Genomic DNA, 17,670 nt, shown 5'->3' with positions numbered 1-17,670 from the left:
TCTTGATCAACTAGGCGTGGCGCAAGTGCCGGTGCCAGTGCCAGCAGCGTCGAGACCCTTGCCGGAGATCTTCGCGCAAAGGCCGGTGAACTGGCTGCCGACCCATCCGCCGATAGCGATAACCGCCACGATCGATGCTGCGGCAATGATGCCGATCAGGATTGAGTATTCGACCATGGCAGCGCCGTTTTCATCGTCGCGGAACTGCCGGGTCATCGTCATGAGCTTCTTCATGTCAATTTCTCCCTTTGGAGGTTTGAACCCGACGAGACAGAGCAAAGGATGAAATCCATACCCAAGCATCCCCCGTCATCTCGATCCTAGGTCCCGAGAAAACGCAGAGTCAAACGAGATTAAGAGTTCCTTAACTTTCATGTACCTGATTCGGCAAGAAGATTACAAATTCGATTGTTCCCAAGGGATTGATTCTTTTGATTTTTCAATCGCCCTTAACCATTCGTTCACAATTCAGCCGCTGATGTGGCGGAATTAGGGAAGCATTAGCTATAACGCATATTCCTTTATATCTAAGGGCTTAAGCGGGCATTCCCCCGGTTTTCGCGCCAAAAAACGGATGAGCCCGAAAACCACGGGCAATTGGGAAATTTCGGACGCCAGCCTGCATTAAATAAACAATGGATTTCGGGCTCTTGCTCTTAACTATGTCGAAAGTATTGGCTGTGCGTAGGGCGTTCAGGCGCTTGTGCCCCCGTTGGTTAACGTTTAGTTTCCGCTAATACGCATCCAAGGGGAGTATAAGCGATTATGCTGGGGCGGTTCATCAAGGGGCCAGGCGATCCGAAGGTCGAGGCAAGAGCCGAGCCGACCGCGGCGCTGGCTGTTGTCCCAGCACCATCTCCCGTAGCCGAAATCGAATCCTATGGTGACGATTTCCTGACGCTCAAGGTCGAGCTTCATCGCCACCTTATCGATCGCTTCAATCTGACTGCTCTTGAAATAGCCTCCAAGGATGAGATCCTGGTTGAGATCCGGCCGATCGTGCGCGAGTTCGTTCGCGCTCGTGCGGTGCCGCTGAATGCCCGCGAACTCGATCTGCTGACCAGCGACACGGCTGACGAGATGCTGGGTCTCGGGCCGATCGAGCCGCTGCTCAAGGACGAATCCATTACGGATATCCTGATCAACACCCACAAGCGCGTTTTCATAGAGCGGCGTGGCATCGTCGAAGAAACGCCGATCCGGTTTCGGGATGAGGCGCATCTGCTGCGTGTCATCAACAAGATCGTTTCGGCTATTGGCAGGCGTGTCGATGAATCGTCGCCGATGGTCGACGCGCGGTTGGAAGACGGTTCGCGCGTCAACATCGCGGTGCGGCCGGTCTCGGTCGACGGCCCGCTGGTGTCGATCCGCAAATTCTCGAAAAATCCCTATTCGCTCGAGCGTTTGATGGCATTCAATTCGATCCGTCCGCCCATGATCGAATTGCTGCGGATCGCCGTGCAGGCTCGCAAGTCGATCCTTGTTTCGGGCGGCACCGGCAGCGGCAAGACCACCTTGCTCAATGCGCTGTCGAGCTACATACCCTCCAAGGAGCGCCTGATTACCATCGAGGATGCGGCGGAGCTGCAATTGCAGCAGCCACATGTCGGGCGGCTGGAAACGCGTCCGCCCAATGTCGAGGGCAAGGGCGAGGTGCGCCAGCGCGAATTGCTGAAAAACGCCTTGCGCATGCGGCCGGACCGCATCATCGTCGGCGAGGTGCGCGGCGAGGAAGCCTTCGACATGCTGCAAGCGATGAACACGGGCCACGAAGGCTCGATGACCACCATCCACGCCAACACGCCGCGCGATGCGATCTCGCGGCTGGAACAGATGGTCGGCATGGCGGGCATGCCGATGACGCATGATTCAATCCGGGCGCAGATCGCATCCGCCATCGACATCATCGTCCAGACACAGCGTCTTTCGGACGGAGGCCGGCGTGTCACCTCCATATCGGAAATCACCGGGATGGAGGGCAATGTCGTCCAGCTTCAGGAAATCTATCATTTCGTCCGCCGAGAGGTCACAGCCGAAGGCAAAGTCGTCGGAGATTTTCGCGCAACCGGTGTCCGTCCGCGCTTCGCTCAGGAGGCGGCGACGCTCGGGCATCATTTTGCCAAGGATGCCTTCAACCCGCAGGTTGCCCTCTGATGCCGACGGGTCAAGCTCTGCTGTACTTCATCTACATGCTCGCGGCGGCCTCGGTCATTCTCGCCGGAGAGGCACTATATCTTTCGTTTGCCGGTCGCCGGTCGCGGATGGGCGTGATCAACCATCGGCTGAGGCGGCTGGCTGACGAAGCGCCAGCTGAACAGACCCTGCAAGGGTTGCTGCGCGAACGTGGGCTGACGGAGTCGGGTGATTTTCTATTTGGCATGATCTGGCTGAACAGGCTCTATACTCAGTCCGGTATTACTGGAAACCCGATATTTTTCGCTGCGACGTTTCTCAGCGCTGGACTGGCACTTGCGTTGCTGATGTCGATCTTGTTGCACTTCTCTGCCTTGGCGTCGCTCATCGTTTTTCTGGTAGTCGGATTCGGCCTGCCGCTTTTGGTTCTCCGCCGCGCCCGCAACAAACGAATTCTGAAATTTGCAAGACAGCTCCCGGATGCGCTGGACATGATCGTCCGTTCGTTGCGAGCCGGCCATCCGGCTTCGGTGGCGGTCGGGCTCGTAGCGCGGGAAATGCCGGATCCGCTCGGCACCGAGTTCGGCATTGTCTCCGATGAAATCACCTTTGGTCTGAGCATAGAGCAGGCCGTGCGAAAGCTTTCGCAGCGTGTCGGCTTCGAGGGCCTTCATCTGTTGTCGGTGGCGCTGTCGATCCAGTCCAAGACGGGCGGCAATCTTACCGGGATCCTGGCCAATCTCTCCGTGGTGCTGCGCGATAGGCAGAAACTCAGGATGAAGATTCGCGCGCTTTCGGGGGAGGGTCGTGTGTCGGCATGGATCATCTCACTGTTTCCGGTGGTTATGTTCCTGATCCTTCTGCTGCTCGCCCCGTCCTACTACGGCTCCGTCTGGGGCAGTCCGATTATCTTGCCAGTGTTCACGATTTTCGGGCTGTGGGCGCTATTGGGCGACTTTATCATGTACCGCATGGTCAATTTCGATTTCTGACGGGAGCGAAGCAAAAACTTGTTTTCGAACATCCAGGATCTGAGCGTTTTGATCTCTGTTGCCGTCTTTGTGGCGGCGGTTGCGTTGTTCTTGTTCGGCGCGCTTGTCTTCTTGCCGGCGTTGCAGACGCGGACGCTGGTCGCGCAGAGCCTGATGGCGGAAGGGATTGCCGATCGCCGTTCGCTCGCCGGACAGGAATTGCTTGCAAAAATTGCCGCGCAGCGGCCGGTCGACGCCTATTTCCGGTCGATGGAGAAGGAGCGGGACGAACCAAATGCGCTTGAGGCGAAGCTGTTTCGAGCCGGCTTCTATCAGGCCAGCGCTCCGCTCATTTACACCTTGTCGCGGCTTGGTGGCGTCTGTGTAGGCTTTCTGGCTGCCTATGCGCTCTTGTCGCGAGTGCTCCCACCTCAATTGCCCGGTTTCGTGGGTTTTGCCGGCTCCGCTCTGTTCGGGCTCGCGTGCATCGTGGTTCCCGCCATCCTGCTCGATCGCTTCGAGAATGCGCAGAAGGAGATCTATCGCCGCGCCTTTCCCGATTTCATGGATATGATGATCACCTGTGCGGACGCGGGCATGAGCCTGGAGGCAGCGGTGGAGCGTGTCAGCAGCGAACTGGCAGGCACTCATAAATGGCTCGGCATCCAACTCGCGATCATGAATCTGCAGTTGCGTGCCGGCAAGCCGTTGCGCGAGGCGTTGCGCGACCTCGCCGACCGAATCGGGCTTGACGAAGCGCGGGCTTTGGCCGTGCTGTTTCGGCAGTCGGAAGAGCTCGGTACCAGCCTGACCGACGCTTTGCGTGTTTACAGCGAAGAGATGCGCGGACAGAGAATACTTCACGCCGAGGAGCGCGCTAACTCTCTGCCGGTGAAGATGATGATTCCGTTGGGCTTATGCATCTTCCCGGTGGTGATGATGGTGATCATGCTGCCTGTCATTATCCGAATGAAGGGCATTTTCTTTTAGTTGCGTGTATGATCTGATTCTAATATGAGGTCCGAGACCCTTGGGGGAATCTGTATGAAGAGGGCTATCGCGGCGGCGGCCTGTCTGTTGTTGGCAGTGCTTGCCGGCTGCCAGACGGCGGACCCCACCGATGGTGTCGTTCGCACCAACGAGCCGTCAAAAGGCGATGTGACGTCTTTTGGCGATGCTTTCGACGGGCTGAAGACGGTCAGCGATGTTGAATATTATGCCTCGGACCAGGCCGTTGCCGAAGCCAAGAACCAGTTCCGTGCCGAGAATTACGGCAATGCCGGCGCGCTGTTCTTCAAGGCCACGCAACTGGCGCCCAATGATGGTGGCGCCTGGATGGGATTGGCCGCTTGCACCGACCGGATTCACCGCTTCGACCTTTCCGACCGCGCCTATGCCAGGGCCTTCAAGCTGGTTGGCGCATCGCCCGAATATTACAACAATGTCGGCTATTCCTATTTGCTGCGTGGCAAGCTGCAGGATGCACGCTCGAATTTCCTCAAGGCTTATGAACTGGCGCCCAACGATCCGACAGTAGCCAACAATCTGAAGCTTCTGTCGTCGAGCGTGCAGAACATCGAGCGCTAGCATGCTGATTGTCGAAGCGCTGCTGCTGAAGGCTCTCGCCATCCCTCTGCTTGCCAGGATCGCATGGCTCGACTTCACGACGCAGAAGATTGCCAATCGCGATGTGCTGCTGCTGCTGTGCCTGGGCATGGGATCGCTGTTGTTGCTGCTGCTCAGATCCGGGTCCTGGTGGGACATGGGCTTGAGCGCGGTTGCTGGCCTCGTGCTGTTTCTTGCCTTGTTCCCGTTCTGGATATTACGCAAGATCGGCGCCGGCGACGTCAAGCTGATGGCGGTCGTCCCTTTCCTGACCGGCGGAACCGATCTCGTCGTGTTTTCCATGCTGCTGCTCGTTTTCGCCCTTGTCACTGCAATGGCCATGAAAAATCCGTTCCTGCTGCCCGCAGGCGCCTTCCGCGTCTATGTTCAGCATCTCGACCGGAAAGGCGTTGTGCCGTTCGGCGTGCCAATCTCGGTCGCGGCGATCTGTACGGTAACGTTCGTGATCTACAAAAGTGTGGTGCTGGCGAGCAGTTCTGGGATACTGGATCAGCTTAACTGAACGGCGGCAGCCCGCGCGCCGAACGGGAGCATTGGCCCCCAGGCGGGACTCATGGGCAACATCGACCAGAAAGCGAACGTCGCGCTGTGAGGGCTGAGCGCGATGATCAGGATGGCCGAAAGGGCAAGTGAGGTAGGTGCCAGGACGCGAAGCAGGGAAAGAAGTTTCGGCATCCGGTGATGATAGGCAGGCAAGATTAATTAAAAATGAAAGAGGCGCATGCGTTTACCCTTCGGAAATCATCTTCTTGCTGCAACATGGAAGTAGTGCTTAAATGCGGCTTGGCAGGGGGGAGGAATGTTAACCGAGGATTTTCTAGGGCGTATCGCCATCGTCTTTGTTATGACGATCCTAGCTGTATTCAGCGCGATTCCACTACTCGTCTATTTCCGCCAGGACACATCGGCAAGTTCGCTGGCCGTCGCTACCCAGGCGGCGGCGACGGTGTTTTTGCTATTGCAGGTTCTCATGACGGTCAGTCGCCTTCCACCGAAGGGAACAGCTCGAGGGATTGAACCCAGGATAACCTCAGTAGCGGGGACGTTTCTGATGTTGGTAGCAATGCTTCTGACGCCAGCGTTGGATAGCGAGGCAGCACAAGTGACGGCTCTTGGCCTCATTTTCATTGGGACGACCAGTTCGTTCGTTTGCCTTTATTGGCTAGGCCGATCATTCTCTCTCATGGCTACGGCTCGGCGTCTGGTTACCACAGGCCCATACTCGATTGTCCGCCATCCTTTGTACATCTGCGAGGCAATATTCATTATTGGAACGGTCGTCTCGCATTTTTCGATGTTGATGATGGTCATAGCTTCGCTCCAGTTTCTTTTACAGTATCGACGCGCTAAAAATGAAGAAGCCATCCTGCGGCAAACTTTCCCCGAGTATAACGACTATGCGCGGCGTGTTCCCATGCTCTTGCCTCGGTTTCTTGGTAGGACAGGTATCAATCCAAGCGGTTAATAGTCAGCATCGGGGCCCGCCCTGTTGATCTGGTCTTTGCAAATACTTCGTTTCGTTGCCGCGCTGATGGTTGTATACGTCCATGCGGCCCAGACTGCCGTTAAGGCCACTGGATCCAATGGTCTGTTGCCCCATGATTTCCAGGTGGTCGGCTACGCAGGCGTAGACATCTTCTTTGTCATATCGGGGGTGATTATTGCTAAGACGGCACCTGGTCTGACTTGGCGATCTTTTGCTTGGAGACGGTTCCGGCGCATTGTTCCGCTCTATCTACTGACCAGCATCCCGTATGCGATCGTCGCCTACAAAACCGGCTTCGGCTGGCGGGACGCGCTGGCGACGCTCCTGCTGTGGCCAGCTACCGATCAAATGACCGCGCCCGCACTGCCAGCCGCCTGGACGCTGTGCTTCGAAATGCTGTTTTACGCCGCCGCGACCATCGTTCTCATCGACCGGCGACTGCTGCCGGGACTCGTTGGCATCTTCGGCCTCGCAATGATATTTCGCTCGGCGGGTCCAGTGCTGCAGTTCCTTGGCAACCCGCTGATCATCGAGTTCGGCTTTGGCGTCGTTCTCGCCTATGCACCTAGGTGGAAATCGGCGGTGTGGTGCCTGCCGGTCGGCGCTGCGGCGATGATCGCTGTCGGGTTCATTGGTTTAGCGCCGCAAGGGGGCACGATGGAGTTCCTCGCGGGCGATAACGGCTTCCAGCGTGTGCTGGTCTATGGTCTGCCGGCGGCGATGATCGTCTTCGGCACGATGCAGATCGACGCGCAGCGGAGCGTCTGGACGGTTCTCGGTGATGCCTCCTATATGCTGTATCTGATCCACACTCTGCCGATAACGCTGCTTCTGATGGTGTGGACGGTTTTTCCGATTTCTCCAGACCTTATCATCGTGATCGGCACAGCTACGTCAGTTCTTTTCGCTTGGCGGATGTACATTCGGTTCGAGTTGCCTCTGCGCAAATTCCTGCGTCGGCATGATCCCCATCAGAAGATTGACTGCCGTCAACCTGGCTTGGCATTGCGGGATTGACGGATATGCTTCGATACTGGCTACCCGATTATATGGGCCGTTGCCGGACGCATAGCGAAACCTTGGTCACGGCGCTCGATGCCAATCGATGTTTCATTCTATCTCAGTAGAAGTGTAAAGATCTTGTCCAGAGATAAACAACCACAGGGGAAGACAATATGACACTTCACCTTTCGGCGGATGCCCCGGTTTCAGTCGCCCCGCAGAAATATCTCTTCGGTCCGTTCATCGATTTTTTCATGCTTGGTGGGAGCGCGTTCCTGCTGCTGCCAATCCTTTTCCTCGTGCCTCTTAAACACGAAGGTCTTGTGGCGGGGGTAACGCTCTTGCTCGCCAATCTGATAAACCATCCACATTTTGCCCATTCCTATCAGATTTTCTATCGCAATTTCGCGCGCAAGGTGCGGGGAGACGGATACGACAGGAATCTCCAGATCCGCTACATTTTCGCGGGCATTGTGGTTCCGCTGATCATGGGCGCTTTCTTTGCCTATGGCTCCCTAACCGGCAACGCTCGCCTGCTGGGATATGCAACCAATGCGATGGGCTTTTTCGTGGGCTGGCACTACGTCAAGCAAGGCTACGGCATGCTGATGGTGGACGCCGTGTTAAAGCGCAAGTTCTTCAAGGATCAAGACAAGAAAGTGTTGCTGATCAACGGCTATGCCGTGTGGCTGTTCGCATGGCTCCAGACAAACGCAGTGATCACCGAAAGGCAGTTCTGGGGCCTGGACTACTACACATTCGCTGTCCCGCCATGGGTGCTCAACATCGCGCTCGCGATCGCAGCTGCCTCCTCGGCGGCCACCGTCGTGATGTTTGTCAATCGCTGGCGCAAGCATGGCGGCACGTTGCCTTATAACGGCGTCGTCGCCTACGTCGTCACCCTTTATGCCTGGATCCTGTTCGTGACGATAAATCCGCTCTGGCTGCTCGTGGTGCCGGCGCTTCATTCGCTGCAGTATCTGGCGGTGGTCTGGCGTTATCAGACCAATGTCGAACGCGACCGTGCGGACGCCGTCAAGGATCCGGAATTCAAGGTTCTGTCCATTCTCGGACCGCGATACAGGCTGCGGGTGCTGACATTCATCATCGCCGGCACAATTCTCGGCGCTCTTGGCTTCTGGCTCGTGCCGATGGCGCTGACGGCTTTGGTTCCTTACGACAAACAGGTGCTCGGCTCGTCGCTTTTCCTCTTCATAGCGTGGATATTCATCAACGTGCACCACTACTTCCTGGACAACGTGATGTGGCGCCGCGGCAACCCGGAAGTATCGAAATATCTGTTCCGCTAGCGCCCCCCGCGCTCGAAAGGCGGCCCACGAGATGCATTGCCGGTAAGTTGCCCGTTGGGAACATTATTTGCCGACAGGCCATAATGTGCAGCGCTGACGTTCTTCCATTCGACCCAGATTGGACTGTCTGTTGCTTTGATCGGCACGTCTTGCGTGTCACTTTGGAGACGCCATTCATGCTCGAAGCTCTTGCCGGTGATCGCTTCTACTTTCTCTTGGGCAAGGCAGGAAAAGAAGGAACCTGACCATGCCCAGAATTGTGCCGGTGCTCGATCTGAGCCGTCTCGAACAAGGTGCATCCGAATATCGTACCTTTCTCCTGGACCTGCGCACTGCGGCCCGGGACGTCGGCTTCTTCTACCTCAGCGGCCACGGAATTTCGGCCTCGGAGATCGACGACGTGCTCGATGCCTCGCGCCGGTTCTTCGCGCTGCCGCAGGCCGACAAGCTGGCGATCGAAATGGTCAAATCCCAGCAGTTTCGCGGCTACACCCGCGCCGGCGGCGAACTGACCAAGGGCGCGGCCGACTGGCGTGAGCAACTCGACATTGGCGTCGAGCGCCAGCCCATAGCGCAGGGGCCTGGAATTGCACCGTGGACACGGCTGCAAGGGCCGAACCAGTGGCCGTCGGCACTGCCTGAGCTCAAGCCGGCGCTGCTTGCTTGGCAGGCCACGGCGACGGCGGTGGCGATCCGGCTGCTGAAAGCCTTCGCGCTGTCGCTTGACCAGCCGGAGGATGCCTTCGACGCGATCTACCGGGACTCGCCCAACCATCGCATGAAGATCGTTCGTTATCCCGGCCGTGACGCGACCGCAGGCAACCAGGGCGTCGGCGCGCACAAGGATGGCGGCTTCCTGACCCTGCTGCTGCAGGACGACAACAAGGGGCTGCAGGTCGAATATGATGGAAGCTGGGTGAATGTGGACCCGCTCCCCGGAACACTGGTCGTCAACATCGGCGAACTGCTCGAACTGGCATCGAATGGATATCTGCGCGCGACTGTCCACCGCGTCGTGACGCCGCCTACCGGCGTCGAGCGGATTTCCGTTCCCTTCTTCTTCAGCGCGCGACTCGATGCGACCATCCCGCTTCTCGGCCTTTCCGAGGAGTTGGCGGCGCAGGCACGTGGGCCGGCAAGCGATCCCGACAACCCGTTGTTCCGCGATGTCGGCATCAATGTGCTCAAAAGCCGGCTACGTTCACATCCCGACGTGGCACGCCGCCACTATGCCGATCTTCTCGAGACCGGAGCAGCGGGCTCGTGAGGGTTCCACAGTACTGCGCACGAATTTTTGCCATTTTGCCTGTTTTTTGGAATGTCATTCGTCGCCAAGGCTTCGAAATAAGCTCAAACAGGTAAAATCGTTCGGCGGTTTCCTCCCATTCCGCGGGACGGTGTTCCCCTCTGAAGGTTTTGACCTTCTTTTGGCCGGGCCGCATTCGAGCCCGGCCATTTTTTGTCCCGGGGTCTCGGGCGAAAAACTGAAATTCCGCAGAAGCCCGGCGCGGCGGAACAGAATACCTTCCCGAGTTGGGCGGACCGTCCGATTCTGAGGTAAGGATTCGAGCGCTGGTGCTCGACTGTATCGATCGGTCGGAACGACTTTCATGACACGGAAACAATTGCGCCTCGGCGCCTTCATGCGTCCCGTCAGCCTGCACACCGGCGCCTGGCGCTACCCGGGTGCTTATCCCGATGCCAATTTCAACTTCGCGCATCTGAAGCGCTTCGCCCAGACCCTGGAGGCGGCGAAGTTCGACGCCTTCTTCATGGCCGACCATCTGGCCGTTCTCAACATGCCGATCGAGGCGCTGCGGCGCAGCCATACGGTCACGTCGTTCGAGCCGTTCACGCTGCTGTCGGCGCTGGCCGCAGTCACCGACCACATCGGTCTGATCGCAACCGCATCGACGACGTTCGATGCGCCCTATCATGTTGCCCGCCGCTTCGCCTCGCTCGACCATATCAGCGGCGGCCGCGCCGGCTGGAACATCGTCACCACGTCCAATCCGGATGCGGCGCTCAACTTCGGCCTCGACGAGCATGTCGAGCATGACGAGCGTTACCAAAGGGCGCGAGAATTCTACGATGTCGTCACCGGCTTGTGGGACAGCTTTGCCGACGATGCCTTCATCCGCGACGCCGAAAGCGGGCTCTATTTCGACCCCGCCAGGCTGCATGTGCTCGACCACAAGGGCGAGCATCTCTCGGTACGCGGTCCGCTCAACATCGCACGGCCGGTGCAGGGCTGGCCGGTCATCGTCCAGGCCGGTGCGTCGGAGGCAGGGCGGCAATTGGCGGCAGAGACGGCGGAGGTCATTTTCGCTGCGCATGCCGATCTCGCAGCGGGGCAGCGTTTCTTTGCCGACGTCAAAGGCCGTGCGGAGAAGCTCGGCCGGTCGCGCGACGACATCAAGATCCTGCCCGGCGCCTTTGTCGTTGTCGGCGACAGCATCGAGGACGCGCAGGCCAAACGGGCGAAGCTTGACAGCCTCGTCTATTACGAGAGCGGCATTGCCTCGCTGTCGATCGCCATCGGACACGATGCGTCCGGTTTTGACCCGGACGCGCCCTTGCCGGAAATCCCCGAGACCAATGCCTCGAAGAGTGGCCGCGAGCGCGTCATCGAACTGGCGCGCCAGGAAAACCTGACCGTCAGGCAGCTCGCGCAAAGGCTGGGCGGCTATTCCGGCCTTGCCTTTGTCGGCACACCTGAAACAATCGCCGACGAGATGGAGGAATGGCTGGTGGGCGAGGGTTCCGACGGGTTCAACATCATGTTTCCCTACCTCCCTGCCGGGCTCGATGATTTTGCCGAGAAGGTCGTGCCTGAACTGCAGCGGCGAGGGATCTTCAGGCGGCAATATGAGGGATCGACGCTACGCGAGAATCTCGGCCTGAAGCGTCCGCCCAACCGGTTTTTCGAGTAGCACTTCCTTCGCAGAGAGGTCTCCAATGTCGACCCAGACCAACACCCGCATCGTGCTCGCGGCGCGACCGCAAGGCCGGCCGAAGCCAGGCGACTTCCGCATCGAGACGGTTGATGTCGTCCAGCCGGGGGAGGGTGAATTGCTGCTGCAGATTCTTTATCTGTCGCTCGATCCCTATATGCGCGGGCGCATGAACGCCACGAAATCCTATGCCAAGCCGGTCGATGTCGACGGCGTGATGGAAGGCGGCACCGTTGCGCGCGTCGTCAGGTCCCGCCACGCTGGCTTCGTCGAGGGTGACATCGTCCTGTCCCACTCGGGATGGCAGAGTTTTGCTCTTTCCGACGGTGTCGGGTTGCGCAAGCTGGACCCCGCGGCCGCATCCGTCACAACGGCGCTTGGCGTGCTCGGCATGCCGGGCTTCACGGCCTATGCCGGCCTGCTCACCATCGGACAGCCGAAGCCTGGCGAGACGGTTGTCGTGGCGGCTGCCAGGGGTGCGGTCGGGTCGGCCGTTGGCCAGATCGCACGCATCAAGGGCGCGCGTGCCGTCGGCATCGCCGGCGGCACCAACAAATGCGCCTTCGTGCGAAACGAACTCGGCTTTGACGCCGTCGTCGATCACCGTCCCGATGATTTTGCCGAGCAGTTGAAGACAGCCTGCCCTGACGGCATCGATATCTATTTCGAGAATGTCGGCGGTCATGTCTGGGATGTTGTGTTTCCGCTGCTCAACGAGTTTGCGCGTGTGCCGGTCTGCGGGTTGATCGCGCAATACAATGCCATCGCGGATGCCGGCGTCGACCGGCTGCCGACATTGATGCAGCAAGTATTGCACCGCAGCCTGACGATCAGGGGTTTCATCCAGCGCGAATTTGTCGATCAGCGCCCGGCCTTCTATCGTGAGATGGTCGACTGGATAGCGTCCGGCCGCGTCCGCTACAGGGAAGATGTCGTGGATGGCATCGAGAAGGCGCCACAGGCCTTTCTCGGCCTTCTCGAAGGAAGGAATTTCGGCAAGCTGATCGTGCGCATCGCGGAATAGTTGTTGCACAACGATGAGGCGGAGGCTGCCGAGACAATTTCTGCCACAGCCATGGACGCGCCTTTTGTTCACCACATCATGAAGGAGGCGACGTCCGCATCCGAGACCTTGCCGGCATTCACGTCGGCGATTGCCTGGTCGACGATCGCCACGCCCTCCGCCACCTCGTCTTGCGTCAGCGTCAGCGGTGGTATGAACTCCAGCACATTCGCCTTCAGCCCGACATAGGTGAAGGCCGCACCCAGTTCGTAGCCGCGATAGATGATCTTGGCCGTCGTCGTCGCCGCAACGGGTTCACGTGTCGTGCGGTCCTTGACCAGGTCGACGCCGATGGCAAGGCCGCGCCCACGCACGTCACCGATGATCTCGTGCTTGGCGCCGAGTGCCCGCAGCGCATCGGAAAACAGCGTGCCGATCCGCGCCGAGCGCTCGACCAGGCCTTCCGTCTCGATGGTCTTCAGCACCGCATTGCCGGCCGATGTCGCCACCGGGTTGCCGGCGGTCGTCTGCAGAACGAAGGCCGGCGCATGGTCCATGATTTCCTTCGGGCCGATCACGGCCGACAGCGGCAAGCCGCCGCCGATGCCCTTGCCGAAGACGACGAGGTCCGGCGTCAATCCTTCGTGCTGGAAGCAGTGCATCAGGCCGCTGCGGGCGAGCCCGACCTTGACCTCATCGACGACAATCTTGATGCCGTGCCTGCGGCAACGCTCCTGCAACGCCTTGAGGAAGCCGGGTGGCGGCACGATCAATCCGCCATCCGACATCAGCGGCTCGATGAAGACAGCAGCGACCTGATGCGGCGGGCAGGTGGTCTCGAACTGGTAGTCGAGCAGGGCCAGCACATCCTCGGCGCTGAAGTTCGGCCGGTACGGATCGGGGTAGGGCAGCAGAAGCACACCCGGCCGCGGCAGCGTGTGGGTCATGGCGGTATGGCCGCTGATGCCCATCGAGCCCGAGAGATTGCCGTGATAGGAACCGATAAACGAGATGAAGCGCGAGCGGCCGGTCGCCGCCTGCAGCACGCGCACCGCGCAGTCATTGGCGTCGGACCCGGAATGGCCGAACCAGACGCGTCGTTCGCCTTCTCCGGGCGTGATCGCCAGCAGCCGCTCAGCCAGCGATACAGCCGGCTCGTTCGGATAGAGCAGCAAGCTGGCGCCGGCCATGTTGCGGATCGACGTCTCGACCGCCTCGACGACAGCCGGATGGCCGTAGCCGAGCACCGCCGGACCGGCCGATCCCGACAGGTCAAGCAGCGAACGGCCACCTTCCTCGATCAGCCTGTTGCCCTGGCCGCCGATGACGCTGAGCGGCGAGAACCGCAGCTTGCCGATCTGGGCGATCGTCGCCGCGTCACGCTCGCGCAGGCTGAGATTGCTCACGGGATTGACTCCGCCTGCTGAGCGGGCAGTGCCGCCGCCAGGCGGTTCGCCCATTCCTCGACGCCGGACCGTGTCGACAACAAATCCTGCCGGATCTCGACGAGGACGGCGGGGATACCGCGATCGTCGCCATGGATGGGCACGGCGTAGTCGGCGTCGCGGCTGATCACATAGGGCACGTTGGCCGCGACATTGAGCGCCGCATCAGTGCGCAGGCCCGAAAGGATCGCTTCGGCGAGACCGCTTGCATGGTCATGCAGCACGCCGGCATGCCAAGGCCTGCTGACACCGAGGAAGACCGGCGTGAACGAATGGATCGTCACGATCCGCGTCTGCCGGCCTGCTTGTGCCCGGCGGTCGAGATACGCGGCCACCCGGTCATGAAACGGCGAAAAGATGATTTCGGCACGCCGGGTCCGCTCCGTCGCATCGATGCCGACATTGCCGGGAATATCGGTGTCTTCCGACAGAACCGGAATGCTGCCTTGGCTACGAAGCGGCCGGTTGAGGTCGATCAGCAGCCGTGAATAACCGCTGAGGAAGGCCGGAGCATCGAGCTTCGACGACAGCAGACGGGTCACCTCGGCGGCGCCGATATCCCAGGCGATGTGGCGCTGCAGATGGCTGGCATCGAGGCCGAGCTGCCGATACTCGGCCGGCATGTGGTTGGACGCATGCTCGCACAACAGCACGATATCGGAATGGCCGTGCTCGTTGAGGACCTCGACGGCCTCGGGCCAATCTTTTTGAGGGAGCAGGCCTTTTTCAGTCTGTGCAGTCATCAATAGAGCGTCCGGTAAAGATCGCAGATGGAAGCCGGATCGAGACCGGCAAGGCGCTCTGCCTCGTGTTGCTTGAGGCCGACGAAGGTTTCGATGAAGACAGGCGCGAACCATCCCGTCACGGTGCTGTCAGCCACAAGCGCGTCCAGCGCCGCCGGCAGGGTTTCGGGCAGGCGCACGAGACCGAGCTTTGCCCGCTCCGCCTCGCTCATCAATGTCGGGTCGCCGGTGACCAGCGGCGGCGATGGCAGGTTCGCCTTCAGCCCCTCCAGCCCGGCGCGGATGATCGCCGCCAGCGACAGATAGGGATTGCCGGTGGCGTCGGCGGCCCGGTACTCGATGTTGTACTGCCGCGCCGGATCGCGCCCGCCGATCGTCACCGTCGGACAGATGCGCAAGGATGCCTCGCGGTCGCGGTCGGCAAGCCAGGTGTAGGACGAGCTCCAGCTGTGCGGCTTCAGCCGGTAGTAGGACGACACGCTCGACGCCGTCATGGCGGTGATGCCAGGCAGATGACGCAGCACACCGGCGCAGAAGGCGCCGGCTTTGGCGGAAAGGCCGCCGGGCAGCGCCGCATCGTAGGTCACCGGCTTGCCGGCCTCGTCGACGAAGCTGAAATGGATGTGGACGCCGTTGCCGACGGCGTTCGGCGCTGTCTTGGGCGCGAAGCTTGCACGCCAGCCGGCATTGCGCGCCAATTCGCGCGTGATTTCGCGGATGGCGACGGCGCGGTCGGCCGCCGTCAGCGCGTCCGCCGGCTCGTGCGTCACTTCGAACTGCTCGTCGCCAAATTCGGCGATGACCACTTCGGGCGCGACACCTGCCTCCTCCAGCGCCGCCATCAGATTGGGCGCAAACGGGTCGGCGCGGCGCAGTGCGGCGAAAGACATCGAATGCGCCGGCGCGAAGCCGCCATCGGCGACATGGAATTCATGCTCGAAGGCGGCGATGACCGAGAGGCCGGTCGCGGCCTTCAGCTCGGCCAGCGCGTTTTTCAGCATCGTGCGCGTGCAGCCGAGCCACGGGCTGCCGTCGAGTTCGACGATGTCGCCGGCGACCATATCGAACGGCGTCGCCGATCCGGTGCGTGTCGTGCGAAAACGCGCCTTGAGATCGGGGATCAGCCGCAGGTCGCCCGACGAGCCCCAGGGGTTGGGATCGACGATCGAGTTGAACGGCGTCAGCGACAGATTGGCCTGCAGCCAGCCGACGCCGGTCGTGGCGGTTTTCTGCAACTTGCTTTCGGCAACGAAGCGGCCCCGCGTAACGGCGGAGAGATCCGTGGTGACGACGGCAACCAAAGGCTCGACGGTCGATGTCATGCCGTTTTTTCCAAAGCGTTGAAGCGGGCGACGACCGTGTCGGTGTCGGTGACCCAGCAGTAGCCGCCGAAGGCCTTGAGCGCGATGTCGTGGCGTTCCTGGGTGATGGTGGCGCAGGCGTCCGCTACGCAGGTGACGAGGTAGCCACGGTCGGCGCCGTCGCGCACCGTCATGTCGACGCATTGATCGGTCAGCACGCCGACCACGACGAGATAGCGAATGCCAAGGTTCTTCAGGAGATAGTCGACATTGGTCGAGTTGAAGATGCCCGACGACGTCTTCGGCAGCATGATCTCGTCGCCGACCGGCGCCAGTGACGCCACCGGCAGGCCCTCGGGGAGGCTGGGCGCAACATGGATCGGTGTCAGCTTGTGGTCGAGCGAGCGGTCGCGGCCGTCTTCGGTCAGGCTCTGGATGATGGTGTGCAGAACCTCGACGCCGTTGGCCCGCGCCGCCGCCAGCAGACGCTCCTGGTTGGGGATCGTCTGCGACGATGTCTGCCGGTAGAAATAGTGATCCGGGCCACGCTCCGGATGCGAGGGATCGGCGCCCGGCTCCAGCCAGATGCGCTGCATGTCGACAAGCAGCAGCGCCGTTTCGCCGGCACGGAAGGCTTCGTTTCGCTTGGGTAGGGCCTGGGTCATGCTTTGTCGTCCTGCTTTGCTGATTTGGGTCCGGGTATCTTGCGTGGTCCGTGTGTATGGCCCGCGCCGTTCTCTTGCGGGTCGCTGTCGAGCGTTACGGCATTGGCATGCCGCACCTTCTCAAGCCGCTCGATGCGAGCACGAGCGTCGTCGTCCAGCGTCGAAACAATATGAGCGGTGAGGGCTTCCATCTGGGCGATCGCCGGCGCCAGCGTATCGTAGGGCGAAGCCACTTCGAGCGGGCTGACGATCGTGACTTCGGCGAGATCTGATATCGGCGACAGCCACTGGTCGGTGAACAGGACAATGCGCACGTCGAGCGCCGCCGCCTGTTTTGCATAGGCCATCACATCGAGCTGGTAGCGGCGGTAGTCGAAGACGACGAGCACGTCGCGCCGGTCGAGGTCGGCCAGCGTGTCGAAGGTCTGTGGCGAGAGCACACCAAGATCGCGAACCTTGGGGCGAAACTGCACGAGATATCCGGCAAGCATGCCGGCGATGTGGCGGCTGAACCGGCCGCCGACCAGCACGACCTCGCCCTTGGCCTCCATCAGCAAGCGGGCCGCTCGCTCGTATGTCTGGACGGGTGTCGCGGCGGTGGCTTTCTGCAGGGCCGTGGTGACGCTATCGAGATAGGCCAGCACGGCGCTGTCGTTCGAGCCGCTCTGCCGCTTGGCCTCCATCATCAGCAGCGGCGAATGCAGCCTTGCCTCGACTTCGGCCAGAAGCTTTGCCTGGAAATCCGGAAACCCTTCGTAGCCGAGCTTCATCACCAGTCGCACCACGGTCGGATCGCTGACGCCGGCGCGCCGCGCCAGCGACGAAGCGGTGCCGAGGCCGGAGGTCGGATAGTCCGTCAACAGCAGCCGGACTATCTTCTCCTCCGACGGCGTCAGCGTGAGATCCCCGCGCATCAGAACATCGCGTATCGCCATGGACCTCCCCGAAATCCGTGTTCTCTTGTTTTGTCGAGTTTATTACAGAGATTTAAATATCGGTCAACAATGAAGAGATGTTGACATCGCGCGATC

The 17,670-nt window shown here is 60.4% G+C and carries 17 protein-coding genes; 11 read left to right on the top strand and 6 right to left on the bottom strand.

Annotated features, from left to right (window positions below; all coding sequences use genetic code 11):
* Positions 1–6: 6 nt before the first annotated feature.
* Entirely contained in the window at positions 7–234 is a 228-nt protein-coding gene (locus C8D77_RS27540; RefSeq protein ID WP_109670104.1) for a Flp family type IVb pilin, read from the bottom strand.
* 531 nt (positions 235–765) lie between these two features.
* Between C8D77_RS27540 and C8D77_RS27535 the strand changes: the two genes are divergently transcribed.
* The 11 genes from C8D77_RS27535 to C8D77_RS27480 all read left to right on the top strand — a co-directional run bounded on the left by C8D77_RS27535 (position 766) and on the right by C8D77_RS27480 (position 12,506).
* A complete protein-coding gene (locus C8D77_RS27535) occupies positions 766–2,154 on the top strand; it encodes a TadA family conjugal transfer-associated ATPase (protein WP_109670102.1) in 1,389 nt (462 codons plus the stop codon).
* Positions 2,154–3,125 (top strand): type II secretion system F family protein, encoded by a 972-nt coding sequence (locus C8D77_RS27530; protein ID WP_109670100.1) that lies wholly within the window; start codon positions 2,154–2,156, stop codon positions 3,123–3,125. Before C8D77_RS27535 ends, C8D77_RS27530 begins: the two co-directional genes overlap by 1 nt.
* An 18-nt stretch (positions 3,126–3,143) precedes the next feature.
* Positions 3,144–4,094: a type II secretion system F family protein gene (locus tag C8D77_RS27525; RefSeq protein ID WP_109670098.1), complete on the top strand. Its 951-nt coding sequence runs from the start codon at positions 3,144–3,146 to the stop codon at positions 4,092–4,094.
* Positions 4,095–4,148: 54 nt separating this feature from the next.
* Positions 4,149–4,691: a tetratricopeptide repeat protein gene (locus C8D77_RS27520; protein WP_109670096.1), complete on the top strand. Its 543-nt coding sequence runs from the start codon at positions 4,149–4,151 to the stop codon at positions 4,689–4,691.
* Between the two features lies 1 nt (position 4,692).
* Positions 4,693–5,232: a prepilin peptidase gene (locus tag C8D77_RS27515; protein WP_109670094.1), complete on the top strand. Its 540-nt coding sequence runs from the start codon at positions 4,693–4,695 to the stop codon at positions 5,230–5,232.
* A 297-nt stretch (positions 5,233–5,529) separates the two neighbouring features.
* Positions 5,530–6,195, top strand: coding sequence for a methyltransferase family protein (locus tag C8D77_RS27505; protein WP_109670089.1), 666 nt, complete (start codon positions 5,530–5,532; stop codon positions 6,193–6,195).
* A gap of 24 nt (positions 6,196–6,219) precedes the next feature.
* Positions 6,220–7,233 (top strand): acyltransferase family protein, encoded by a 1,014-nt coding sequence (locus C8D77_RS27500; protein ID WP_109670087.1) that lies wholly within the window; start codon positions 6,220–6,222, stop codon positions 7,231–7,233.
* A 158-nt stretch (positions 7,234–7,391) separates the two neighbouring features.
* Positions 7,392–8,528, top strand: coding sequence for a hypothetical protein (locus C8D77_RS27495; RefSeq protein ID WP_109670085.1), 1,137 nt, complete (start codon positions 7,392–7,394; stop codon positions 8,526–8,528).
* Positions 8,529–8,775: 247 nt separating this feature from the next.
* A complete protein-coding gene (locus tag C8D77_RS27490; RefSeq protein ID WP_109670082.1) occupies positions 8,776–9,795 on the top strand; it encodes an isopenicillin N synthase family dioxygenase in 1,020 nt (339 codons plus the stop codon).
* 343 nt (positions 9,796–10,138) lie between these two features.
* The gene (locus C8D77_RS27485; protein WP_109670080.1) at positions 10,139–11,461 is read left to right on the top strand and encodes an LLM class flavin-dependent oxidoreductase; all 1,323 of its coding nucleotides are present in this window, start codon (positions 10,139–10,141) and stop codon (positions 11,459–11,461) included.
* Between the two features lie 25 nt (positions 11,462–11,486).
* Entirely contained in the window at positions 11,487–12,506 is a 1,020-nt protein-coding gene (locus tag C8D77_RS27480; RefSeq protein ID WP_109670078.1) for an NADP-dependent oxidoreductase, read from the top strand.
* 68 nt (positions 12,507–12,574) lie between these two features.
* Here C8D77_RS27480 and C8D77_RS27475 read toward each other — a convergent pair whose 3' ends face one another.
* Genes C8D77_RS27475 through C8D77_RS27455 form a run of 5 tightly spaced genes read right to left on the bottom strand, consistent with a single transcriptional unit; the run spans position 12,575 to position 17,574 of the window.
* Entirely contained in the window at positions 12,575–13,891 is a 1,317-nt protein-coding gene (locus C8D77_RS27475) for an aspartate aminotransferase family protein (RefSeq protein WP_109670201.1), read from the bottom strand.
* Positions 13,888–14,673 (bottom strand): N-formylglutamate amidohydrolase, encoded by a 786-nt coding sequence (locus tag C8D77_RS27470; protein WP_109670076.1) that lies wholly within the window; start codon positions 14,671–14,673, stop codon positions 13,888–13,890. The genes C8D77_RS27475 and C8D77_RS27470 overlap by 4 nt, the downstream gene beginning before the upstream one ends.
* Positions 14,673–15,995 carry a glutamine synthetase family protein gene (locus tag C8D77_RS27465; protein WP_109670073.1) on the bottom strand — a complete coding sequence of 441 codons (1,323 nt, stop codon included), beginning with the start codon at positions 15,993–15,995 and terminating at the stop codon, positions 14,673–14,675. The genes C8D77_RS27470 and C8D77_RS27465 overlap by 1 nt, the downstream gene beginning before the upstream one ends.
* Entirely contained in the window at positions 15,992–16,639 is a 648-nt protein-coding gene (locus tag C8D77_RS27460) for a cysteine hydrolase family protein (RefSeq protein WP_109670071.1), read from the bottom strand. The genes C8D77_RS27465 and C8D77_RS27460 overlap by 4 nt, the downstream gene beginning before the upstream one ends.
* Positions 16,636–17,574, bottom strand: coding sequence for a MurR/RpiR family transcriptional regulator (locus tag C8D77_RS27455; RefSeq protein WP_109670069.1), 939 nt, complete (start codon positions 17,572–17,574; stop codon positions 16,636–16,638). The genes C8D77_RS27460 and C8D77_RS27455 overlap by 4 nt, the downstream gene beginning before the upstream one ends.
* Positions 17,575–17,670 lie beyond the last annotated feature (96 nt).

Origin of the sequence: Mesorhizobium loti (assembly GCF_003148495.1) — a bacterium.
In the GTDB taxonomy this organism is placed as follows: Bacteria; Pseudomonadota; Alphaproteobacteria; order Rhizobiales; family Rhizobiaceae; genus Mesorhizobium; species Mesorhizobium loti.
The sequence above is the reverse complement of the archived record's forward strand: the minus strand, read 5'-3'. Positions and strand labels throughout refer to the sequence as shown.